Origin of the sequence: Cupriavidus sp. 2TAF22, from assembly GCF_052115045.1 — a bacterium.
Taxonomy (GTDB): domain Bacteria; phylum Pseudomonadota; class Gammaproteobacteria; order Burkholderiales; family Burkholderiaceae; genus Cupriavidus.
This window is the reverse complement of record NZ_JBFRFX010000010.1, coordinates 108,202-131,121: the sequence shown is the minus strand read 5'-3', so window position 1 is coordinate 131,121 and position 22,920 is coordinate 108,202. Positions and strand designations below refer to the sequence as shown.

19 protein-coding genes are annotated in these 22,920 nt (G+C 68.6%); 7 read left to right on the top strand and 12 right to left on the bottom strand.

What is annotated here, in order from left to right; all coding sequences use genetic code 11:
- Positions 1 to 23 precede the first annotated feature (23 nt).
- Positions 24 to 1,505, top strand: a complete 1,482-nt coding sequence (gene mdtD, locus AB4Z48_RS14355; RefSeq protein WP_441614969.1) for a multidrug transporter subunit MdtD — start codon at positions 24 to 26, stop codon at positions 1,503 to 1,505.
- A 13-nt stretch (positions 1,506 to 1,518) separates the two neighbouring features.
- Here the strand turns inward: mdtD and AB4Z48_RS14350 are convergent, their stop codons facing one another.
- Complete coding sequence (locus AB4Z48_RS14350) at positions 1,519 to 2,478, bottom strand: LysR substrate-binding domain-containing protein (RefSeq protein ID WP_441614967.1); 960 nt, start codon at positions 2,476 to 2,478, stop codon at positions 1,519 to 1,521.
- Positions 2,479 to 2,573: 95 nt separating this feature from the next.
- Between AB4Z48_RS14350 and pcaH the strand changes: the two genes are divergently transcribed.
- From pcaH to pcaDC, 4 genes are all read left to right on the top strand, one after another.
- On the top strand, positions 2,574 to 3,302 hold the full coding sequence (gene pcaH / locus AB4Z48_RS14345; protein ID WP_441614965.1) for a protocatechuate 3,4-dioxygenase subunit beta: 729 nt from the start codon (positions 2,574 to 2,576) through the stop codon (positions 3,300 to 3,302).
- A 3-nt stretch (positions 3,303 to 3,305) separates the two neighbouring features.
- Positions 3,306 to 3,884, top strand: coding sequence for a protocatechuate 3,4-dioxygenase subunit alpha (gene pcaG, locus AB4Z48_RS14340; RefSeq protein WP_441614963.1), 579 nt, complete (start codon positions 3,306 to 3,308; stop codon positions 3,882 to 3,884).
- Between the two features lie 103 nt (positions 3,885 to 3,987).
- Positions 3,988 to 5,358 carry a 3-carboxy-cis,cis-muconate cycloisomerase gene (locus AB4Z48_RS14335; protein ID WP_441614961.1) on the top strand — a complete coding sequence of 457 codons (1,371 nt, stop codon included), beginning with the start codon at positions 3,988 to 3,990 and terminating at the stop codon, positions 5,356 to 5,358.
- A gap of 143 nt (positions 5,359 to 5,501) precedes the next feature.
- Positions 5,502 to 6,686 (top strand): bifunctional 3-oxoadipate enol-lactonase/4-carboxymuconolactone decarboxylase PcaDC, encoded by a 1,185-nt coding sequence (gene pcaDC / locus AB4Z48_RS14330; protein WP_441614959.1) that lies wholly within the window; start codon positions 5,502 to 5,504, stop codon positions 6,684 to 6,686.
- 132 nt (positions 6,687 to 6,818) lie between these two features.
- On the opposite strand, the gene AB4Z48_RS14325 is transcribed toward pcaDC, so the two are convergent.
- From AB4Z48_RS14325 to AB4Z48_RS14295, 7 genes are all read right to left on the bottom strand, one after another.
- A complete protein-coding gene (locus tag AB4Z48_RS14325) occupies positions 6,819 to 8,045 on the bottom strand; it encodes an MFS transporter (protein ID WP_441614957.1) in 1,227 nt (408 codons plus the stop codon).
- Between the two features lie 272 nt (positions 8,046 to 8,317).
- Positions 8,318 to 11,113: a molybdopterin-dependent oxidoreductase gene (locus AB4Z48_RS14320; protein WP_441614955.1), complete on the bottom strand. Its 2,796-nt coding sequence runs from the start codon at positions 11,111 to 11,113 to the stop codon at positions 8,318 to 8,320.
- A 50-nt stretch (positions 11,114 to 11,163) separates the two neighbouring features.
- Complete coding sequence (locus AB4Z48_RS14315; protein ID WP_441614954.1) at positions 11,164 to 12,408, bottom strand: NAD(P)/FAD-dependent oxidoreductase; 1,245 nt, start codon at positions 12,406 to 12,408, stop codon at positions 11,164 to 11,166.
- Positions 12,405 to 12,755 (bottom strand): nitrite reductase small subunit NirD, encoded by a 351-nt coding sequence (gene nirD, locus AB4Z48_RS14310; RefSeq protein WP_441614952.1) that lies wholly within the window; start codon positions 12,753 to 12,755, stop codon positions 12,405 to 12,407. Before nirD ends, AB4Z48_RS14315 begins: the two co-directional genes overlap by 4 nt.
- Before the next feature lie 45 nt (positions 12,756 to 12,800).
- Complete coding sequence (gene nirB / locus AB4Z48_RS14305; protein ID WP_441614950.1) at positions 12,801 to 15,350, bottom strand: nitrite reductase large subunit NirB; 2,550 nt, start codon at positions 15,348 to 15,350, stop codon at positions 12,801 to 12,803.
- Positions 15,351 to 15,434: 84 nt separating this feature from the next.
- Positions 15,435 to 16,757, bottom strand: coding sequence for an MFS transporter (locus AB4Z48_RS14300; protein WP_441615111.1), 1,323 nt, complete (start codon positions 16,755 to 16,757; stop codon positions 15,435 to 15,437).
- A 340-nt stretch (positions 16,758 to 17,097) separates the two neighbouring features.
- Positions 17,098 to 17,604, bottom strand: a complete 507-nt coding sequence (locus AB4Z48_RS14295) for a winged helix-turn-helix transcriptional regulator (protein ID WP_441614948.1) — start codon at positions 17,602 to 17,604, stop codon at positions 17,098 to 17,100.
- Positions 17,605 to 17,692: 88 nt separating this feature from the next.
- Here AB4Z48_RS14295 and AB4Z48_RS14290 point away from each other — a divergent pair, with 88 nt between their 5' ends.
- Complete coding sequence (locus tag AB4Z48_RS14290) at positions 17,693 to 18,283, top strand: GNAT family N-acetyltransferase (protein WP_441614947.1); 591 nt, start codon at positions 17,693 to 17,695, stop codon at positions 18,281 to 18,283.
- A gap of 9 nt (positions 18,284 to 18,292) precedes the next feature.
- Here the strand turns inward: AB4Z48_RS14290 and AB4Z48_RS14285 are convergent, their stop codons facing one another.
- Positions 18,293 to 19,177 carry an EamA family transporter gene (locus tag AB4Z48_RS14285; protein WP_441614945.1) on the bottom strand — a complete coding sequence of 295 codons (885 nt, stop codon included), beginning with the start codon at positions 19,175 to 19,177 and terminating at the stop codon, positions 18,293 to 18,295.
- A gap of 499 nt (positions 19,178 to 19,676) precedes the next feature.
- Here AB4Z48_RS14285 and AB4Z48_RS14280 point away from each other — a divergent pair, with 499 nt between their 5' ends.
- The gene (locus tag AB4Z48_RS14280) at positions 19,677 to 20,393 is read left to right on the top strand and encodes an SDR family NAD(P)-dependent oxidoreductase (RefSeq protein WP_441614943.1); all 717 of its coding nucleotides are present in this window, start codon (positions 19,677 to 19,679) and stop codon (positions 20,391 to 20,393) included.
- Positions 20,394 to 20,514: 121 nt separating this feature from the next.
- Here the strand turns inward: AB4Z48_RS14280 and AB4Z48_RS14275 are convergent, their stop codons facing one another.
- From AB4Z48_RS14275 to AB4Z48_RS14265, 3 genes are all read right to left on the bottom strand, one after another.
- Entirely contained in the window at positions 20,515 to 21,822 is a 1,308-nt protein-coding gene (locus tag AB4Z48_RS14275; protein ID WP_441614942.1) for a type II toxin-antitoxin system HipA family toxin, read from the bottom strand.
- Positions 21,819 to 22,112 (bottom strand): helix-turn-helix domain-containing protein, encoded by a 294-nt coding sequence (locus AB4Z48_RS14270; protein ID WP_441614940.1) that lies wholly within the window; start codon positions 22,110 to 22,112, stop codon positions 21,819 to 21,821. The genes AB4Z48_RS14275 and AB4Z48_RS14270 overlap by 4 nt, the downstream gene beginning before the upstream one ends.
- A 155-nt stretch (positions 22,113 to 22,267) precedes the next feature.
- Positions 22,268 to 22,918 carry a cysteine dioxygenase gene (locus AB4Z48_RS14265; protein WP_441614938.1) on the bottom strand — a complete coding sequence of 217 codons (651 nt, stop codon included), beginning with the start codon at positions 22,916 to 22,918 and terminating at the stop codon, positions 22,268 to 22,270.
- Positions 22,919 to 22,920 lie beyond the last annotated feature (2 nt).

Sequence of the window (22,920 nt, the reverse complement as noted above, 5' to 3'; positions counted from 1 at the left end):
CGATACCCGGCCCGGCCATCCAGATGCGAGACACGACCTCCGGCACAACTGCCACCCCCGCCACACCCGCCACGCCCGCCACGCCGCCCGCGCCCGACGACCGCACACGCAGGATCATGCTGTGGGTGGTGGCGGTGGGCTTCTTCATGCAGACGCTGGATTCCACCATCGTCAACACCGCCTTGCCGTCGATGGCGAAAAGCCTGGGCGAGAGTCCGCTGCGCATGCAGTCGGTGGTGATCGCCTACTCGCTGACCATGGCGGTGATCATTCCCGCATCGGGCTGGCTGGCCGATCGCTTCGGCACGCGCACCATCTTCCAGACCGCCATCGGCCTGTTCGTGGCGGGGTCGCTGGCCTGCGCGTATTCCGGCACGCTGAGCATGCTGGTGGCATCGCGCGTGCTGCAGGGGGTGGGCGGGGCGATGCTGTTGCCGGTGGGGCGGCTGGCGGTGCTGCGCACGTTCCCGCGCGACCAGTACCTGCAGGCGCTCAGCTTCGTGGCCATCCCGGGCATGGTCGGGCCGCTGATCGGGCCGACGCTGGGCGGCTGGCTGACCCAGACTTTCTCCTGGCACTGGATCTTCCTGATCAACGTGCCGGTGGGCCTGCTGGGCGGGCTGGCCACCATGCGCTACATGCCCAATGCCCGCCTGCACGGCGTGGCGCGCTTCGATATGAGCGGCTACCTGCTGCTGGCGATCGCCATGCTGACGCTGTCGTTCTCGCTGGACGGCCTGGCGGAGCTGGGCTTCGAGCATGCCACGGTGCTGATGCTGCTGATTGCCAGCATGGCTTCGCTGACCGCCTATGTGCTGCATGCCACGCGCCACCGCCGTCCCTTGTTCGGGTTGCGGCTGTTCCGCATCCATACCTTCAGCGTGGGGCTGCTGGGCAACCTGTTCGCGCGCATCGGCAACGGCGCCATGCCGTTCCTGATCCCGCTGACCCTGCAGGTCAGCCTGGCCTATTCGCCGTTCGAGGCGGGCCTGATGATGCTGCCGATCACGGCGGCGGGCATGGCGTCCAAGCGCCTTGCCACGGGACTGATCGAGCGCCACGGCTATCGCAAGGTGCTGGTCACCAACACGTTCGTGGTGGGGCTGGCGATGGCCTCGTTCGCGCTGATCTCGCCGAGCCAGCCGCTGGCGCTGCTGCTGGTGCAACTGGCCGTGTTCGGCGCGGTCAATTCGATCCAGTTCACCGCGATGAATACCGTCACGCTCAAGGACCTCGGCACGGCCGGGGCCAGCGGCGGCAACAGCCTGCTGTCGATGGTGCAGATGCTGTCGATGAGCCTGGCTGTCACATCGGCCGGCGCCCTGCTGGCGACCTTCCAGGGCGCGTTCAGCGAACACGGCGCGACATCCGCGCTGCCGGCCTTTCACGCCACCTTCATCTGCGTGGGGCTGATCACCTCGGCCTCGGCTTGGATCTTCCTGCAGTTGTCGCCCGATGTCACCCGCGCGGCGGGCAAGAAGATGGCGGACGCGGGGGAGATGTAGCCACTGCCGGCGGCTACTCCCGCGCCTTCGGCGCGTGCCCGCGTGCCCGCGCGGCGGCGCGCTCGCGCAGGTCCTGCACGAAGGCCTCGGCGGCGTGGTCGAGGTTGCGCCCGCCCTGGCGCAGCAGGCCGACAGGCTCTTCGCTGCCATGGCCGGAGATGGGCAGCAAGGCCAGCTCGGCGCTTTCCAGCCCCTGTCGCATGGCGCAGCGCGGCGCCAGCCAGACCGCGTCGGACTTCAGCGCGATCAGCTGGCCCAGGTAGGCATCCGAGGTTTCCAGCACGCCCGGCGGCAACACGAAGCCGTGCCGCGCCAGCATGCTCTCCGCGCTATGGCGCGGCACCGAGCCCTGCGCCGGCACCACCAGCGGGAAGCGCATGACGTCCGCCAGTGTCGGCGTGCCGGCTTGCGGCCCGGCCAGCGCATGCTGGCGGCGCACCGCCAGCAGCAACGGCTCGGCGTCCAGCATCTCGAACCACAAGCCCTCCATCACCGCCGGATTGTCCATGCGGCCGATCACGATATCGAGCAGGTCGGCCTTCAGGCTATCGATCAGCGCGCGGTTCATGCCGGTCTGCACGGCCAGGCTGACTTCGGGGTGGCTGTCGCGAAACGCCAGCACTGCCTCTTGCAGCAGGTCGGGCACCACGCTGGGCAGGGCGCCGATGCGGATGCGACGGGCGCCCCTCTCCGACTCGCCATCGATGCTGCCGGCGGCTTCGTCGAGGTCCTCCAGCACGCGCAAGGCGTGGCGCAGGAAGCGCTGGCCGGATTCGGTCAGTTCCGTGCCGGAGCGCTTGCGTACCAGCAGGCGCGTGCCCAGCAGGGCCTCCAGTTCGGTCAGCGTCTTGGAGATGGCCGGCTGGCTCAGGCCCAGCTGTTCGCCGGCGCGGCCGAGGTGCTGGGTCTGCGCCACCGCCACGAAGGAATGCAGGTGACGCAGCCGCACCCGGCTGCGGAAGGCATTTTGCATATCGAAAAGTTATGAATCTGGTCGAAAAACTCAATTTACAGCAGATAAGTCTGCAAATAAAGTAATGCAAATTCATCCATAAGGAGACGTGCATCATGGCCGACTCGCCCCCCAAGCTCCCGCCAGGCCTGGCCCAGTACCGCCGCCATTACTGGGACACCCAGCCCGCGTACCGCTTCGACCCCTACGGCTCCACCCGTCTGCGCTCGCCGCAGCAGCCGTTGATCGCGCTGCCGCAGACCCTGTCCGAGGTGACCGGTCCGCGGTTCGGCGCCGAGTTCGTGCGCGCCGGCGACAGCGACCTCACCACCGGCCAGGGCCGCGGCGAGGCCATCGGCGAGCGCATCCTGGTCAGCGGGCGCGTGCTCGACGAGAACGGCCGGCCGGTGCCGAATGCGCTGATCGAGGTCTGGCAGGCCAACGCCGCCGGCCGCTATGTGCACAAGCGCGACCAGCACGACGCGCCGCTGGACCCCAATTTCATCGGCGAAGGCCGGGCGGTGACCGACGCCCACGGCCGCTATCAGTTCAAGACCATCAAGCCCGGCGCCTATCCCTGGCGCAACCACCACAACGCCTGGCGGCCGCAGCATATCCATTTCTCGCTGTTCGGCAACGCCTACGCCACGCGGCTGGTCACGCAGATGTACTTTCCGGGCGATCCCTTGCTCGCCTTCGACCCCATCTTCAATTGCGTGCCGGACGCCAAGGCGCGCGAGCGCCTGGTATGCGCGCTGGACTGGGAAACCACGGTGCCCGAGTACGCGCTTGGCTACCGCTTTGATATCGTGCTGCGCGGCCGCGATGCCACGCCGATGGAGTAAGCCATGCTGTACGCGACCACATCCCAGACCGTCGGTCCCTACCTGCATATCGGCCTGTCGGCGCTCGACGCCGGCGACCTGACCGCCGAGGCGCCGTCCCTGGACGGCGAGCGCATCGTCATCGAGGGCCGCATCGTCGACGGCGGGGGCGAGCCCGTGTCCGATGGCATGGTGGAGATCTGGCAGGCCAGCCCGGCCGGCCACTACCGCCACCCCGACGACCAGCGCGAAGGCGCGCAATCCAGCCTGGTGCCCGGCTTTACCGGCTTCGGCCGCCTGCCGACCCAGGCCGACGGCAGCTTCCGCTTCGTCACCGTCAAGCCGGGCGCCGTGCCCGGCCCCGACGGCCAGCCGCAGGCCCCCCATATCGTGGTGTCGCTGTTCATGCGCGGCCTGCTCAAGCACCTGACCACGCGTCTATACTTTCCCGACGAAACGCAGGCCAATGCGCGCGACTGGGTCCTGTCGCAGGTGCCGGCGGAGCGCCGCCAGACCCTGGTGGCGCAGCCGGCGGGCCCGGGCAAGCTGCAGTGGCAGGTGATACTGCAAGGCCAGGGCGAAACGGTGTTCTTCGATATCTGAGCCGGCGCGGCCCCGTTCCCGCCAAGTCTCGCCGCACGCCGGCGCCGGCCCGCTCCGCGGCCCGGCGCCGGCGTGCGTTTCTTTTCCGTGCGAACCTGAACCGATGCCTACTTCTTCCCGACTGACCGACCCCATGTTCGGCAGCGCCGATACGCTGGCCGCATTCTCCGATGCCGGCACGGTGCAGGGCATGCTCGATTTCGAAGCGGCGCTGGCGCTTGCCGAGGCCAGTTGCGGGGTGATCCCGCAGGACGCCGCCGCAGTGATCGCTGCCGCTTGCCGGGCCGGGGAAATCGATTTCGACAAGCTGGCCGATGCCGCCGTCGCGGGCGGCAACCTTGCCATTCCCCTGGTCAAGCAGCTTACGGCCCGCGTGGCCGCACGCGACGAACGGGCCGCGCGCTACGTGCACTGGGGCGCGACCAGCCAGGACGCCATCGATACCGGCATGGTGCTGCAGTTGCGCCGTGCGCTGCAGGCCATCGGCACCGATCTCGAAGCGCTCTGCGAGGCGTGCGCCACGCTCGCGCGGCAGCACCGCAACACGCCGATGGTGGGTCGTACCTGGCTGCAGCACGCGCTGCCCACCACCTTCGGCCTCAAGGCCGCCGGCTGGCTGGACGCCCTGCAGCGCAACCTGCAACGTCTCGGCGCCGCGCGCGAGCAAGTCGCCGTGCTGCAATTCGGCGGCGCCGCCGGCACGCTGGCCAGCCTCGGCAACGCCGCGCCCGCGGTGATTGCCGGACTCGGCCGCGAGCTGGATCTCGCCGTGCCCGCCGTGCCCTGGCATGGCCACCGCGACCGCCTGGCCGACGTGGCCGCCACGCTCGGCATGCTCACCGGCACGCTCGGCAAGATCGCGCGCGACATTGCGCTGCTGATGCAGACCGAAGTGGCTGAAGTCGCCGAGCCCTCCGCCCCGGGCCGCGGTGGTTCCAGCACCATGCCGCACAAGCGCAACCCGGTTGGCTGCGCCGCCGTGCTGACCGCCGCCGTGCGCGTGCCGCCGCTGGTGGCGAGCATGCTCGCCGGCATGGTGCAGGAACACGAGCGCGCCCTCGGCGGCTGGCAGGCCGAATGGGACACCCTCCCGCAGATTGTCACGCTCAGCGCCGGCGCCCTGCGCCAGATGCTGGAGGTGGCAAGCGGCCTGCAGGTCGATGCGCCGCGCATGCGCGCCAACCTCGACATGACCCACGGACTGATTCTCGCCGAAGCCGCCATGCTGGAGCTGGGCGGGCGGATCGGCCGGCTGCAGGCGCACCACCTCGTCGAAGGCGCCTGCAAGCGGGCGGTGGCCGAAGGCACCACGCTGCGTGCAGCGCTGGCGGCGGTGCTGGCCGAAGATCCCGCCCACGCCGGCCTGATGGATGCCGCCGCGCTGGACCGGGTATGCGATCCGGCCAACTATTTCGGGCAGGCAGAGGGATTCGTCGACGGCGCGCTGGCGGCATGGCGCGCACGCGAGGGCTGACGAGCCCGTAGCCATGTCACCGCGAGCCATGCCAACGGAGCCCGTCGACAGGCATCGAGCCTGAACGCCGGAATCCAGGCAACAAGACCAACCAAGACAGACCCAAGACAGATCCAAGACAGATTTCGCCCCTGGAGACTAAATTGCCCCACCTCAATCATGCCGGCGCCTCCCTGTTCTACACCCTGGAAGGCCCCGAATCCGCCCCGGTCCTGATCTTCTCCAACTCCCTCGGCACCGACCACACCATGTGGGCGCCGCAGGCCGAAGCGCTCGGCAAGCAGTTCCGCGTCCTGCGCTACGACACCCGCGGCCACGGGCAATCATCGCTGCCGCCGGGACCGGCCACGGTGGCCGAGCTGGGCAGCGACGTGCTGGCCCTGATGGATGCGCTCGGCATCCGCAAGGCCGCGTTCTGCGGCCTGTCCATGGGCGGCCTGACCGGCATGTGGCTCGGCGTGAATGCGCCCCAGCGCTTCACGCATATCGCGCTCGCCAATACCGCGCCCAAGATCGGCACGGGCGAGGCATGGAACACCCGCATCGACGGGGTGCTGCGCGACGGCATGGCGCCGCTGGTGGACGCATCGCTGCAGCGCTGGTTCACGCCGGGGTTTGTCGCTGCCGCCGGCGGCAAGCTCGATGGCCTGCGTGCCGTGCTGGGCGGCCTCGATGCGCGCGGCTACGCCGCCAACTGCGCCGCCGTGCGCGACGCCGACCTGCGCGAAGCGGTCAGGACCATCCCGGTGCCCGTGCTGGTGATCGCCGGCAGCGCCGATCCGTCCACCACCGCGGCCGAAGGCCGCGCGCTCGCCGATGCCATTCCCGGCGCGCAGTACGTCGAGCTCGAAGCCGCGCACCTGTCCAGCTTCGAACAGACCGCGCGCTTCAACGACGCGCTGGCGCGTTTCCTGTCCGGCGAAGCGAAGCCGTCCAACGACAGCGAACGCTATGCCGCCGGCCTCGCCGTGCGCCGCGCCGTGCTCGGCAGCACCCACGTGGACCGCTCGCTGGCCCGGCTCACGCCGCTCAACGACGAATTCCAGAACCTCATCACGCGCTATGCCTGGGGCGAGATCTGGACCCGCGAAGGCCTGCCGCGCCATACGCGCAGCCTGCTCACCATCGCCATGATGGTGGCGCTCAACCGCAATGAAGAACTCAAGCTGCATCTGCGCGCGGCGGCGAACAACAAGGTAAGCCGCGAGGAGATCAAGGAAGTGCTGCTGCAGACGGCCATCTATTGCGGCGTGCCGGCGGCCAACTCGGCGTTCCATATGGCCGAGGAGGTGTTTGCGGCGGTGGATGCGGAGACGCGTGGGGAGTGAATCGACAAGGCTGATGGCAGAACCGTTGGCTGCCGCCAGTTAGCTCGCCCCATCGCGCCGGGATGGCTGGTGAAGAACCGCCCCGGCTTCCCGCTCCAGCGGATATTGCACGGATTGCGCCTTGCGCTGGCCTCAGTGGCAGTCCGGCGCGGCGGCCATGACGTTCCTTGCCGACGGTGCGGGAGCACGGTCCTTGCGAATGGCCCGGAAGCTGGCGAGCAGCAGCAGGCCGATCAGCGCCAGCACCGCGCCGAAACCGAAGTCTGCCGGAATGCCGCGGCCGTCCACGATACTGCCGCCCACGGACGAGCCCACCGCGATGGCAACCTGGATGATGCCGACGAACAGCGCCGAGCCTGCCTCTGGCAGGTCGGCGGTCGAGCGCTGGATCCATACGCTGAGGCATAGCGGAATCGCGCCGAACGCGATACCCCACGCCAGCACGACCGCCACCACCGCGGGCGTCGCATGCCGCAGCGCGGGCATCAGCAGCAGCGAGACCATCAGCATCACGATCATGGTCGCGAGTGACGCACCGAGGTTTCGCGCGACCGTGGTCGAGACGGCAAAATTGGCGAGAAAGCCGATGATGCCGAAGCCAAGCAGCACCCAGGTAATACCCTGCGCGCTGAAGTCGGCATATTCCTGGAGGAACGGGGCGATAAAGGTATAGGACGAGAAGTGGGCGCCGAACACGAAGGCGACCATGATCAGGCTCGTGCGCGAATGCGTGCGCCGCAGGAGCGCGAACAGATCGGCCAGGCGCAAGGCGGCTTTCGAGGGCAGCGATGGCACCAGCATCGCCTGGGCTGCCAGGGCCACGGCCACCAGTACGCCGGTCGCCATGAACGATGCGCGCCAGGACGCAAGATTTGCGATAAAGGTGCCCAGCGGTACCCCGATCACGGTGGCGAAGGTCACGCCAGCCAGGATCATCGCGGTGGCTCTCGGTGCTTCATGGGGCTGTACCAGCCTGCCTGCCGCGGCCAGCGCGAGCGTCCAGAAGCCGCCCAGGCTCGCGCCCAGCAGGGCGCGCCCGATCAGCATGACCGCGAAGCTGGGCGCAAACGCCGAGATCAGGTTCGATGCCAGCAAAAGCACCGAAAGCGCGAGCAGGATGTGGCGCCGGTCGATACGCCCGGCGCCCAGCATCATGCCGGGCGCGGAGATGGCGGCCAGTACGCCGGGAATCGTCACCATGAGTCCCGCGGTGCCCGGCGTCACGCCGAATTCCGCGGCGACCTGCGGCAATAGCCCGACCGGCAGGAACTCCGTCGTCACGAACGCAAACGCGCCGACGGTTACCGATCCGACTGCCAGCCATGCCCGCGAGGGCGAGTGAATGCCGGGATCTTTCATTGGGTCACCCGCCGGGTGACTGCCTTCCATCATCATGAGTCTGCTCGTCTGCTACGGATCTGAGGGGGCGTGCCCCGAAAGACCGGCAACATACCATCGATGTGCGCGTTGCGCTGGCGGCCCGCAAATAGCGCCCTAATCCCAGGTCTTCGTGAGGGTCTTCATCGAATTGACATAGATGGCCAGCGACACCGCCGCCCAGCTGTGGACCTGCGTTCCTGCCGGGGATCCGGAGTTCGCGGTGCGCGATGGCCAGGGATGCCGAGGGATCCTCAAGCCGTTTCCGCTACCCTGATCTCCGCCAGCAGCTTCTTCAGTTCCGGCACGCAGGATCCGCAGTTGCCGCCGGCCTTCACGCACGTGGTGATTTCCGCCGGGGTCTTGAGGTCGTGCTTGCGCACCGCGTCGCAGATCGTGTTGCGGCCCACGCCGAAGCACGAGCACACCGTAGGGCCGGCATCCGCGCCTTTCTCCATGGGCTGGCCCAGCAGCAGTCCGATGCGGTCGGCGTCTTCGAGATGGTCCTTGCCGAACAGCGTGGAGAGCCATGCGCGCGAGGGCAGCTCGGGCCGGGTGGAGATGTAGATGCAGGTCTGCAGGCGGTCGTCGACCACGTGGCCGGCGTGGTAGATGCCGGCGGTGCGGTCTTCGTACTCGATCCAGTCGGCATCGGGGTCGGTGATGCCGAGCAGGGCGCGGGCCCAGGCGGCACGGTCTGCGATGTTTTCGCGGCCGGCGAATTCGTAGCGCTGGAACTGGCGGCCCTGCACGCGCGTCCAGTAGGTGAGGGTGTCGGCCGGCAGTGCTTCGCGGCTGAGCACGAAGCCGTGCCACGACACGCGGAATTCCTCCACGCGCACCGGGGTGTGCTTGAACTCGGGCTCGCCGGAGACGGGGTCGACCACGGGGTTGACGAGGGCGCCGACGCGCGCGTCCGAGCTGAACTGATTGTTCCAGTGGATCGGCACGAACACGCTGCCGCGCGGGATGCCGCCGCTGTGTTGCACGCGCGCGACCATGGCGCCCCAGCGGGTGGAGACCCGGGCGAGCTTGCCTTCGCCCACGCCGCACAGCAATGCGTCCTGCGGATGCATGTCGACGAAAGGCTCGGCGATGTGGTCGGCCAGCTTGGGCGATTTGCCGGTGCGCGTCATGGTATGCCACTGGTCGCGCACGCGGCCGGTATTGAGCACCAGCGGGAAATCGTCGTCGGTGGCGTGGACCGGCGCACGCGGTGCCGTGGCGACGAAGCGCGCGCGCCCGTCAGGATGGGCGAAGCGGCCGTCGGCGAACAGACGGGCCGTGCCGGAGGGGCCTTGCAGGCCCTGCGAGGCGGCCGTCACCGGCCATTGCACGGGGGCGAGCGCATCGAACTGCTGGCGGCCCATGCCGGCCAGGCCAGCGATGTTGAAGGCGCGATGGGCGAGCGTGGCGTCTTCGGCAGCGCCGCTGCCGGTGTTGCGGTAGGCGCTCAGGCGGGCATGCTCGTCGAAGATCTCGTGCGGCCCGGCGTAGTGGAACCCGTCGAAGCCCATGCGCGTGGCCACCTCGCACAGGATGCGCCAGTCGGCGCGGGCTTCGCCCGGTGCGGGCAGGAAGGCCCGCTGGCGCGAGATGCGGCGCTCGGAGCTGGTGACGGTGCCGTCCTTCTCGCCCCAGCCCAGCGCGGGCAGGAGCACCTGCGCGGCGTCGTTGGTGTCGGTGCGCAGCATGATGTCGGAGCTGACCACCAGCTCGCATGCGGCCAGCGCGCGGCGGGCCTGGTCGGCGTCCGGCAGGCTCACCACCGGGTTGGTGGCGATGACCCACACGGCCTTGACGCGGCCTTGCTCGATGGCTTCGAACAGCTCCACCGCCTTGAGGCCGGGCTTGTCCGCGATGGCGGGCGAGCCCCAGAACGACTGCACGATCTCGCGATGCTGCGGGTTGGCCAGTTCCATGTGCGCGGCCAGCATATTGGCCAGGCCGCCGACTTCGCGCCCGCCCATGGCGTTGGGCTGGCCGGTCAGGGAGAACGGCCCCATGCCGGGCCGGCCCAGGCGGCCGGTGACCAGGTGGCAGTTGATGATGCTGTTGACCTTGTCGGTGCCGGCCGATGACTGGTTGACGCCTTGCGAGAAGGCGGTGACCACCTTGGGCGTGGCGGCGAACATTTCGTAGAACGCGCGCAGCGCTTCGGGGTCGAGCTTGCAGGCCCTGGCGACCTTGGCCAGGTCGGTGCAGTCCGGGCCAGCCGCGGCGAGCGCATCGTCCAGCCCGCTGGTGTGCCCGGCGATGAATGCCGCATCCGCGGCGCCGTGCTGCGCCAGGTAGTGCAGCAGGCCGTTGAACAGCCAGACATCGGTGCCGGGCTTGATGGGCAGGTGCAGGTCGGCCAGCTCGCAGGTGGCGGTGCGGCGCGGGTCGATCACCACCAGCTTCATGCCGGGGCGCGCTTCCCTGGCCCTGGACAGACGCTGGAACAGGATGGGATGGCACCATGCGGTGTTGGAGCCGACCAGCACGACGAGGTCGGCCAGTTCCAGGTCTTCGTAGTTGCCCGGCACCAGGTCTTCGCCGAAGGCGCGCTTGTGCCCGGCCACGGCAGACGACATGCACAGGCGCGAGTTGGTGTCGATATTGGCGCTGCCGATGAACCCTTTCATCAGCTTGTTGGCGATGTAGTAGTCCTCGGTCAGCAACTGGCCGGAGACATAGAGGGCCACGGCGTCCGGGCCGTGCTCGGCGATGATGTCCTTGAAGCCTTGCGCCACCTTGTCCAGGGCGTGATCCCACGATACCTGCGTCAGCGCGCCGTCGGCGCCGCGCACCTGCGGATGCAGCAGGCGGCCTTCGAGCCCGGTGGTTTCGGCCAGGGCGGAGCCCTTGACGCACAGGCGGCCCTGGTTGGAGCCGTGGCTGGCGTCGCCGGCCACTTCGACGCTGCCGTCGTCATGGCGCGTGGCACGCACGCCGCAGCCCACGCCGCAATAGGGGCAGGTGGTATCGGTGACGACGGACGAAGCGCCGGCCGGCGGCGCGGCCGGGGAACCGGTGGAAAGGATGACGGGGATATCGGACAGGTTCACGGTGGCGCGCTCGTTGCTAACGGTAAATCGGATGCCAGGGGGAGCGGCGCTCAGGCCGCCAGCGCCTCGCATTGCGCGCGGCCGAACAGCAGGCGCTGGCGCATGGCGCCGACCGGCTCGCCGCTCTGGATCAGGTCGAAGTACCAGGGGCCGTCCTGCACGTCGCCGTACAGCACCGCGCCGACCAGGCGCCCGCCCTGCAGCACCAGCCGCTTGTAGACGCCGCGGCGCGCATCGCGCATGACCAGGTCTTCGCTGCCTTCGCCGCCGATGAAGTCGCCGGCGGAGTAAAGGTCCACGCCGGTCACCTTGAGCTTGGTCGCGGTGGCCTGCTGCACGTAGCGGCGGTGCCCGGCCCCGGCCAGGTGCGCGGCGGCCACGCGGGCCTGGTCCCAGATCGGCGCCACCAGGCCGAAGGTGGCTTGGCGGTGCTGCACGCATTCGCCCACGGCGTACACGCGCGGATCGAAGCTCTGCAGCGTATCGTCGACCACGATGGCGCGCTCGCAATGCAGGCCTGCCTGCCGGGCCAGCTCGATATTGGGGCGCACGCCGGCGGTCATGACCACCAGGTCGGCGGGAATGCTGGTGCCGTCCTTGAAGCATACGCCGGTGACGCGGTCCTCGCCCAGGATGCTGCTGGTATGGGCGTTGAGCAGGAACTGCAGGCCCTTGCGCTCGAGCGCCTGCTTGAGCAGTGCCGCGGCGGGTGCGTCGAGCTGGCGCTCCATCAGGCTGTCGGCCATGTGCACCACGCTCACTTCCATGCCCTGGCGCATCAGGCCGTTGGCGGCCTCCAGGCCGAGCAGGCCGCCGCCGATCACCACCGCGCGGCGGTGGTTGCGTGCGGCGGCCAGCATGGTTTCCACGTCCTGGATGTCGCGAAAGGCGATCACCCCGTCGAGCTGGTGGCCGGGCACCGGGATGATGAAGGGCTTGGAGCCGGTGGCCAGCAGCAGGCGGTCGTAGCGCACCTCGCGCCCGGATTGCGAGCGCACCAGCCGGCGCGGGCGGTCGATGGCCACCACCGGGTCGCCGGCCAGCAGCTCGATGCCGTTCTGCTCGTACCACTCGCGCGTGTTGAGCATGATGTCGGCGATGGTCTTCTCGCCGGCCAGCACCGGCGAGAGCAGGATGCGGTTGTAGTTGCCGTGCGGCTCGGCGCCGAACACGGTGATGTCGTAGAGATCGGGCGCCAGCTTGAGCAGCTCCTCGACCGTGCGCATGCCGGCCATGCCGTTGCCGACGACCACCAGGCGGGGCTTGTGGCCTGCACTGACGCGACCGGCACTCATGCGGCCACCCAGACCTTGCCGTCATGCACGCGGGCAGGGTAGGCCGCGACCGAGTGCTCCGGCGCTTCCAGGCATTCGCCGGTGCGCAGGTCGAAATGCTGCTTGTAGATCGGCGAGGCCACCACCACGCGCTCGCCCAGGCTGCCCACCAGGCCGCGCGACAGCACCGCGGCATTGGCGTTGGGGTCGTAGTTGGAGATGGCGTATACCTGATCGTCCGCGCCCGCGCCGATGCGGAACACGGCGATCTGTGCCTTGTCCACCAGCGCGCACACGCCGGTATTGGGCACGATGTCGCGCAGGGCGCAGATGGCGGTCCAGGTTTCGCTGTGGTGGGCTTGGCTCATGATGTTTTCCTTGGCGTTGGCGCGTTGGTTGTGGGGCACGGCCGGTCAGGCTGCCTTGACGATCACCGGGATCTGTTCGAGCCTGGAGCGATGCAAGATCCGTTCCTCGGGCGTGGCGGGGCGGATCTGGCCGCGCTCCTCCATGAAGACCAGGTTGTCGTCGCGCAGGTCGCTGTTGACGAAGTGGCGGAAGCGCTTGCGTGTTTCCGGGTTGGTCACGGCCAGCTTCCATTCGTCCTCGTAGGTGTCGACCACGTGCTGCATCTGGGCTTCGAGTTCTGCGCCGATGCCCAGGCTGTCTTCCAGCACCACGGCCTTGAGGTAGTCCAGGCCGCCTTCGAGGTTGTCGCGCCAGGTGCTGGTGCGCTGCAGGCGGTCCGCCGTGCGCACGTAGAACATCAGGAAGCGGTCCACGTAGCGCAGCAGCGTGGCGCGGTCCAGGTCGCTGGCCAGCAATTCGGCGTGGCGCGGCTTCATGCCGCCGTTGCCGCACACATAGAGGTTCCAGCCGCGCTCGGTGGCGATGATGCCCACGTCCTTGCCCTGCGCCTCGGCGCATTCGCGGGTGCAGCCGGAGACGCCGAACTTGATCTTGTGCGGGGCGCGCAGGCCCTTGTAGCGGTTCTCGATCTCGATGGCCAGGCCAACCGAGTCGTCCACCCCATAGCGGCACCAGGTCGAGCCCACGCACGACTTCACGGTGCGCAGCGACTTGCCGTAGGCATGGCCGGATTCGAAGCCGGCCGCGATCAGCTCTTCCCAGATCATCGGCAGCTCTTCCACGCGCGCGCCGAACATGTCGACGCGGGCGCCGCCGGTGATCTTGGTGTACAGGCCGTATTTCTTGGCGACCTGGCCCACCGCGATCAGGCCGTCGGGCGTGACTTCGCCGCCCGGCATGCGCGGCACCACCGAGTAGGTGCCGTCTTTCTGGATATTGCCCAGGAAGTAATCGTTCGAGTCCTGCAGGCTGGCGTGCTCTTCCTTGAGCACGAACTCGTTCCAGCACGAGGCCAGGATGCTCGCCACGGTCGGCTTGCAGACGTCGCAGCCCAGGCCCGTGCCGTGCGCCGCCAGCAGCTCGCCGAAGGTCTTGAAGCCACCCACGCGCACCAGGTGGTAGAGCTCCTGGCGCGAGTAGGCGAAGTGTTCGCACAGGTGGTTGTTCACCGCCAGGCCCTGCTTCTTCATCTCGGCCTTCATCACCTGCGTGACCAGCGGCACACAGCCGCCGCAGGTGCTGCCGGCCTTGGTGCAGCTCTTGAGCGCGCCGATGGTGGTGGCGCCGTCGCGCACGGCAGCGCAGATGTCGCCCTTGGAGACGTTGTTGCACGAGCAGATCTGCGCCGCATCGGGCAGCGCGTCGGCGCCCAGGCCCGGCTTGGCCTGGCCGTCGGAAGCCGGCAGGATCAGGAATTCGGGCGACTCGGGCAGCTCGATCTTGTTGAGCATCATCTGCAGCAGCGTGCCGTATTCCTCGGCGTCGCCCACGAGCACGCCGCCCAGCAGGTACTTGCCGCAATCGGACACCACCAGCTTCTTGTAGACCTGCTTGCGCTCGTCGGTGAACTGGTAGGCACGGCTGCCGGGGGCATTGCCATGCGGGTCGCCAAGGCTGGCCACGTCCACGCCCATCAGCTTGAGTTTGGTGCTCATGTCGGCGCCCGCGAACTCGGCCTGGTGGCCCAGCAGGTGCTTGGCCGCCACGCGCGCCATGTCGTAGCCGGGTGCGACCAGGCCGTAGATCTTGCCTTGCCACAGCGCGCATTCGCCAATGGCGTAGACGTCCGGGTCCGAGGTCAGGCACTGGTTGTCCACGGCGATGCCGCCGCGCTCGCCCACGGCCAGGCCGGCCGCGCGCGCCAGTTCGTCGCGTGGGCGGATGCCGGCCGAAAAGACGATCATGTCGGTTTCGAGGTGGCTGCCATCGGCGAAGTTCATGCGATGGGTGCCTTGCTCGCCGTCGACGATCTCCACGGTGTTCTTGCGCGTGTGCGTGGTGACGCCCAGGTCTTCGATCTTCCGGCGCAGCATCTCGCCGCCGCCGTCATCCACCTGCACGGCCATCAGGCGCGGGGCGAATTCCACCACATGGGTCTGCAGGCCCAGGTCGCGCAGCGCCTTGGCGCATTCCAGGCCGAGCAGCCCGCCGCCCACCACCACGCCGGTCTTCGAGCGGGCGCCGCATTCCTGCATGGCTTCCAGGTCTTCGATGGTGCGGTAGACGAAGCAATCCTTGCGGTCCTTGCCCGGCAGCTGCGGCACGAAGGGGTAGGAGCCGGTGGCGATGATGAGCTTGTCGTAGGACAGGGTCTCGCCGTTGGACACCGTGACCGTCCTGGCCGCGCGGTCGATGACGGTGGCGCGGGCGTTCAGGCGCAGCAGCATGTTGCTGCGCTCGAAGAAGCCGGCTTCCACCAGGGACAGATCCTCGGCGGTCTTGCCGGCGAAGAATTCCGAGAGGTGCACGCGGTCGTAGGCCGGGCGCGGCTCCTCGCACAGGACGGTGACCTCCAGGTCTTGCGAACCGGCTTCGGCCAGGCATTCCAGGAATTTGTGGCCGACCATGCCGTGGCCGATGATGATCAGTTTCATGATGGTTTCCTTGTTCTGTGGGGCCGGGGAGCCGTGGCCGTGCTGTGCTGTGTTTTCTGGGACCGAATTCGTTGCGGCGGCGGCTCAGGAGTTGGAGCCGGCCAGTGCGCTGTCGAACAGGGCTTGCTCGCTGGCCTTGTGTTCGGCCGAGAAGCGCACGGCGATCGCGCACAGGGCCGAGACGATGGCCGCCGCGCCGAGCACGGTGAGCGTCTGCTGCAGGTTGCCGCCCAGGCCCTTCATCAGGAACCCGGCCGCCACCGCGCCCACATTGCCGCCGGCGCCAATGATCCCGGCCACGCCGCCGAGCGCCTTGCGGTCGATGAAGGGCACCAGCGCGTAGGTGGCGCCGCAGGCCATGTGGGTGAACAGGCCGAAGCCCAGCATGGCCACCACGGCCGCCGCCACGCTGTGGGCCTGTGCGAACCACAGCAGGCCCAGGCCTTCGCCGAGGATCAGCACGAACAGCAGGGTGGAGCGCGCATCCAGGCCGCGGCGCAGGGCTGCCTTGTCCGACAGCCAGCCGCCCAGGGCGCGGGCGAACAGCGCGAGCAGGCCGAAGCTGGCGGCGGCCAGGCCGGCGCTGCTGAGCGACAGGCCGAAGTGGTCCACGTAATAGGTGGCGGCCACGTTGTGGATGAAGATCTCCACGCCGAAGCAGGCGCCGTAGGTGATGAACAGCATCCAGACGCGGTAGTTGGCGCTGGCGGCCTTGAAACTGGCCCAGCCGCCTTTCTTGCCGCTGTCCACGCTGATGCCTTGCTTGCGCAGGTCGGCGAAATCGCCTTGCGGGCAGTCCTGGGTGAACTTCCAGTAGAGCACCGCCATGATCAGCATCAGCACGCCCGGCACCAGCAGCGCGAGGCGCCAGCCCATGGCGTGGTTCACGCCCAGCATCAGGATCGCGCCCAGCAGCAGCGGCATCATGGCCTGCGCGGCGCCGCCGCCGGCATTGCCCCAGCCCGCGGCCGCGGCGTTGGCCGTGCCCACCACGTTGGGGGCGAACATCACCGAGGTGTGGTACTGCGTGATGACGAAACTCGCGCCCACCGCGCCGATCAGCAGGCGGAAGAACAGGAAGGTCTCGTAGCTCTGCGCCATCGCCACGCCGAGCACGGGAATCGCGCCGAGCGCCAGCAGGCCGGTATAGGTGCGGCGCGGGCCGAAGCGGTCGCACAGCGGGCCGACGACCAGGCGCACGAGGATGGTCACCGCGACCGCGGCAATATTGATATTGGCGATCTGGCCGGGAGTCAGGCCAAATTCACCCTTGAGCACCGGCATCAGCGGCGCGCACGCGAACCACGCGAAAAAGCACACGAAAAACGCCATCCAGGTCAGGTGGAAGGCGCGCATCTGCGGGGTGCGCAGGCTTAGCAGTTCGATGCGGGTGGCTTTGCCGGTCATCATGGCTCCAGAAAAACAAAGGGCGTCCCGCGAACCGGTCATGAAGACCGGTCAGGGGACGCCGTTGTCCTGGCGGCAGCGATAAAGACCGCTGCCGCCGCGTATGGGGTGAGCGGGCCGCCGTTGGTCCGCTCGCGTTCTATTGAGCAAGCGCTGTGCCAGCGGCGGATGTGATGGCGAGCGGGGGTTTTGGCGGGAAAGGCGCCTTCAGCGGCGGCGAAGATGCGCCGCGTTGGGGCAATTGCTTCGGCGCAGCACGTTCATGGTGCAGTGCGGTGGGCGAGGGCGGTGCGCGCCGGCGAACCCAAGCTGGTGCATGGGCCGGCGTCGCCGGGGCGCGCTAGGCGCGGGTCGGGCCGGCCGCCAGGGCGGCGTTTTTGCCGTCGGCGGCGGGATTGTCCTCGCGTTGCACGCGGGTGATGGCGATATCGTTGGGTCGCACCAGCTCGTCCGCGTCGTCCACGAGCGCGGCGCGCACCCGGCGGCCTGCGGGCGTGAGCAGTTCCACCGGGCCCTGGCCGCAGGGCGCCAGGTGGCGGTCGCCCCATTGCATCAGGCCCACGATCACGGGAATCAGCTCCACCGCGGCGCGGGTAGGGCGATATTCGAAGCGCTCCCGCTCGCCTGGCTCGCGGTAGCTGACCTTGCGCAGGATGCCGGCCTCGCTCAGCGTCTTGAGCCGCGCGGAGAGCACGGCGGGCGAGCACTGCAGGCGTTCGAGGAAGTCGTCGAAGCGGCGGATGCCGTGAAACACGTCACGCAAGATCAGGATCGTCCACTTCTCGCCGACAAGGCCGAGCGTGGCAGCGATCGAACAGTTCTGGAGTTCTTCGGCATTGAGGCGCATGGGACCAGCATAGCAGCCTGACTTCATTTGCAAAAGTCAGGGTATAGCCTATACTCCTAACTACGAAAACTGTAGTCAGGAGCCGGTGATGCCGTCGTCACAAGATTCGAATGCCCACGCCGGCTGCCCGGAATGCGCGCAAGCCTGGATGCTGGCCGGGGGCGAACGGGTCGTGGTGCGCGCCGTGCGCGCGGCCGACGCGGAGCGCGAGCGCGCCTTCGTCCAGGCCCTGTCGCGTGAAAGCCGTTACTACCGCTTCCTGACCGGCGGGCGCATTTCGGACGAGGTGATCAGCCGTTTTGTCGAGAACGATGCCGGCCTGGCGCTGGTGGTGACGGCGCAAATCGATGGCGCGCCCGTGATCGTGGCCAACGGCAATTACGTGGTGACGCACGGCGGGGTGGCTGAGTTCGCCGTGGCGGTGGCCGACGACTGGCAGGGCAAGGGCCTGGGCCGCCGGCTGATCTCGCGCCTGCGTGATGCCGCCGCTGCCGCGGGCCTGCGCCTGCTGCGTGGCGACGTGCTCAGCGAGAACCGCCGCATGCTGGCGCTGATGCGCGAATTCGGCTTCTCCAGCCGGCGCAACCCTGAAGACAATCTGCTGCACGAGGTGAGCCTGGTGCTGCGCGCCTCTGTCTTCACGGACGCGGTGCCCGCCACCGCCCGCGCGGCGGACTGAATTCCCGGCCTAGGCTTCGGCGGTGCCGCGCTTGCGCGTGCCAGCCGTGGCGGTGCAGCCCACCGATGCGATGATGATGCTGGCGATGGCCAGCCATTGCTGCGTGTTCAGTGTCTCGTGCAGGAACACCAGCCCGGCCAGCGCGCCCATCGCCGGCTCCATGCTCAGCAGGATGCCGAAGGTCCGGCGAGGCAGGCGCTTGAGCGCCACCATTTCCAGCGAATAGGGAATCGCGCTGGATAGCAGCCCCACCGCCAGCCCCGCCAGCAGCAGCGCGGGGCTGAACATGGCCGTGCCCGCATGCGCCAGCCCGAAGGGCAGCACCACCAGCGCCGCCATGGTCAGCCCCAGCGAGGTAGCCTGGCCACCGTGCGCATTGCCGGCCATCTGGCCGAAGATGATGTACAGCGCCCAGCCCACGCCCGCTGCCAGCGCATAGCCGATGCCCACCGGGTCCAGCACGGCCACGTTCTGCCCGAGCGGCAACAGCAGCAGCAAGCCTGCCACCGCAAAGGCAATCCAGAGAAAGTCGATGGCCCGCCGCGACGAGGACACCGCCACCGCCAGCGGCCCGGTGAACTCGACGGCGATCGCCAGCCCGAGCGGCACCGTGCGCAGCGACATATAGAACAGCAGGTTGGTCGCGCCCAGCGCCGCGCCATACAGTGCGATCACGCGCGCATTGGCCAGGCTCAGCGGCATCCGCCACGGACGCCACACGCACAGCAGGATCAAGGCCGAGAAACTCACGCGCAGCGCGGTGGTGCCCTGGGCGCCGAGCGCGGCGAACAGGCTCTTGGCAAACGAGGTACCGATGCAAAGCGATGCCATGGACCCGATCAGCGCCAGCACGGCGATCAGGGTTGCACTCTGTTTCAGGCGGTTCAGCGGCAATTGGGGCTCTCAGGCGGGGGAGGTGCCGGCAGCTTGCGGCGCCGGCGAGCCCAGCATCTTGAACGATCTGGCGGCGAATGGCTAGGCCGCCGGTGCGCGGGCATCCCGCGTGGTGGTCATGCGGCGCAGCTATCCGGCCGCGCGCGGCTTCGATCTGGCGCATCCGCATGTGCTGGTGTCGGGCCGCGGCGATATCCACTGCCCGCTCGACGATGCGCTGGCGGCACGGGGCGTGGCGCGGCGCAGAAAAAGGGCCCGGGCGCCGCATCGTGGATGCCAACGATGATCCTTGGCAGCTTGCCCAAACGCTGATCCGGGAGCCGGCAGGCGTGCAACAGGATGCTTTGGCGCGGCGCGAGGTTTGCAGCGGGCCCAAGCGCTGTCTATGGTGGTGGAGGGCGCCGGCCCGGCTCGCCGGCGCGCCGGCATGCGCCAGGTTCGCATCCGTTCGCATCCGCTCGCATTCGCTCGCAACCGTTCCGTCTCCAGGAGAACCAGCATGGCATCGTCCGCTTCCCCCCGACGCGTCGTGATCACCGGCGCGGCCGGCGCGCTCGGCCGCGCCGTCACCGAGGCGTTCGCCGACGAAGGGGCGCGCCTGGCCCTGATCGACCGCGACGCCGAAGCCTTGCGAGCCCATGCGCCGGTGGCGCAGGCCGCCGACTGGCACTTGCTGCTGGCAGCCGACGTCACCTCGCCGGACAGCATGGCCGAAGCCGCGCGCGGCATTCTCGATGCCTTCGGCGGCATCGATGTCCTGGTCCACGTGGCCGGCGGCTTCGAGATGGGCGAGCCCACGCACGCGCTGAGCCGCGAGTCGTGGCTGCGCATGATGGACCTCAACGCATGGTCGCTGGTCGCGGTGACGCAGCACTTCATTCCCGCCATGCTCGCGCAGCACGCCGGCAAGGTCGTCGCCGTCTCGGCCCGGGGCGCGGTGCACGGCACCGCCGCGATGGGCGCCTACGCTGCCTCCAAGAGCGCGCTGCAGCGCCTGGTGGAAAGCCTGTCGCACGAAGTCCGGCAGGCCGGCATCAACGTCAACAGCATCGCGCCGAGCATGCTCGACACGCCCGCCAACCGGCGCGCCATGCCACATGCCGATACGGCGGCCTGGGTATCGACCGCAGCGGCGGCTCGCGCGGTAGCTTACCTGGCGTCTGACGGCGCGCAGGCCATCCATGGCCAGCATCTGGTGCTGGATGGGTTGAGCTGAAGCGGCGGCATCCCCGTCTGCGCCCTGGCACGGTGGCGCACGCAAAGCCTCATTTGCGCCCGGTCGCCGCGATACCCGCAGCGGGCCTCCCGCCGGCGTCTACCGCCGCGCCTGCGCGCGGCTACGCGCGCCCGCGCCGCGCCAGTGGCAGCGTCGCCAGCCGCGCCAGCACCACGGCGCGCATGCCTTCCGGTGCCGGCAGCGAGTCCAGCAAGGCCGGCCAGCGCTCATGCGCCATGGCGACCGCGTCTTTCACCGCGGCGGTGGCGATGCGCTCGGCGATCCTGGCTTCGCGCGCGAAGTCGCGGTAGGTCTGCAGGGTCTGTTCGCGCTGCAGGCGGTCGATGGCGACGTTCTGGCCGAAGCCGGCAAAGCCGGGCAGGGCGGCCACGCTGACGATATCGTAGGCGGGAGACAACTCGGGGGCGACGCCGTTGCGGTAGAGGAAGGAGAAATTCTTCAGGTGGGCGTCGCTGTTGCCAAGCAGCGTGTTGACGGCCTGGCGGATGAAGAACTGGCGTACGTCCTCGATGCCCCGCACGCTAAGCCGTTCCAGCAGTTGCACCAGCGCGGCGTAGGCATCGTGGCCGGCGTATTTGCGGCTGGGCATGCGCGTCAGCAGCTGGCAGCCGTCCTCGGCGTGCACGCGGCCGCCCGGCTCGCGGTCGAAGCGGTCCACGGCGAGGAAATGCAGGTGCGCGCCGAGCGCCTCTGCCAGGCCGTCGACTTCGATGGCGGCCAGTGGCACGGGCCGGCAGGGCGCCACCGCCACGCCGGCGGCCTGCGCCAGCTGCATCGATACATATTCGTTGAAAATCTGGCTGTCGTCGTTGCGCGCGGGCAGCTTGGCGATCAGGTCGGAGAGGTGGCCGTGGGTGGGCAGCGTGTAGCGCTTGCCGGTGTGCGCGGTGGACAGCGCAAGCTTGTTCTGCACGCCCGAAACCGAGGCCGCGCCTTCGGTGGCGCCTTCGATCACGGCAATCTCGAGATTGTCTGCGCCGCCGGTCACGCCCACGGTGCGCACATGCTCCGGCAGCGCGTCGATGGGCGCCGGGCGCACCACCACCGCGCCGGGCAGGTCGTCGCCGGCGGCGGCCAGGATGCCGAAGTCGTCGCGGTCCTCCGCGTGCTGGCGGGTGGCTTCCAGGCGCTTGCGCAACTCGCTCTCGGGCAGCAGGCCCGCGAAGTAGGGCGGCAGTGCGCCGTTGGTGTTGTAAAGCGCCGGATGAAAAGGATTGGACAGTACCGTGGCGGTCAGCGCTTCGTTGCCCGGGAAGGTCAGCGACAGGCTCAGCGTGGGCCGCAGCGCATCGCCGCGGAACGCCTCGGCCGGCACGAAGCGGCAGGTACGCCCGACCTCGCACAAGTGTCCGCACAGCACACCGTGCAGATGCACTTCCAGATAGCGCGGCCGCAGTCCGGCACTCACGAATCCTGCTCCAGGAACATTTCCACGGAAGTCCTGGCCTCGCGGTCGGGGCCACTGTCCTTGCCCTCGAGCAGGCGCCGCACGGCCAGCAGATGCTCGCGCGGCACCAGCACCCATTCCGCATCGAGCGCCGCGCCCACCGCCGCCAGCGTGGAGGCGCGCACATCGTTCCTGCCACTGAGCGCCGTGGTCAGGTTCGATGGCGCCATGCCGATCAGCCGGGCGACGTCGACCAGCGACGCCTTGCGCGCGGCGCGGCGCGCCTGAAGTTGTTCATAGAATGATGCCATGACATAGTTATAGGCAAAAATATATGAAATAGCATAACAGATCGCTTGGTATAGCTATGATATCTCATAATATTTTTGTAAAAACTATGTCATGGCATATTGATGCAAGTGCCTTATTGTGCGCGACAGAGCACGTTACCTTTCCTGCCTCCCGCTCAGGCTGCGGCCTTGGCTGCCGCGTTTTCCGTCGCCTGTTCCGCCGCCTGTTCCGCCGCCTGTTCGCTGCGGTTCATCTGGGTGGCGTTGTAGTTGACGATGCGGCCGCTTTCCGGCTCCACGCCAATGCGGCCGGTGAGCGTTTCGAGCGGACGGCCGTATAGGTGGAAGTGCAGCGTGGGCGCATCGCCCACGACGTGGATGCTGTGGATGTCCTGCGCCAGGAAGCTGATCGGCGCGCCGGAACGCACGACCTGCTCGCGCTCGAGCACCAGGGTGGCGTGCCCGGGATCGCTGCCATCGTCGGTGCGGCGATAGACGCGGTTGAGTTCGTCGCCCTGCACGGCCACGATCACCGCCCAGGTGTCGTGGTTATGCGGGATGGTTTTCTTGCCGGGCACGATGGAGTTGAGGTAAAGCGCGGGCAACTGGCCTTCGCCGCTGAGGCGATAGCGTGTGGAGGTAGCAACGCCGTCGCCAGGCGGCGGAAAATCGGCGAAGCTGAACAGGTCTTGTCTCCCGGCCAGTTTCTGCAGGGCGTGGGTCACGCGCTCCAGCGTGGCGCGGTCCACATCATGGTGCGCTGTCAGTGCACGGACTTCGGCAAGGGTGGTGGCGATGGCGGCGTCGCGCTGGCTCTGTGTGGTCATGG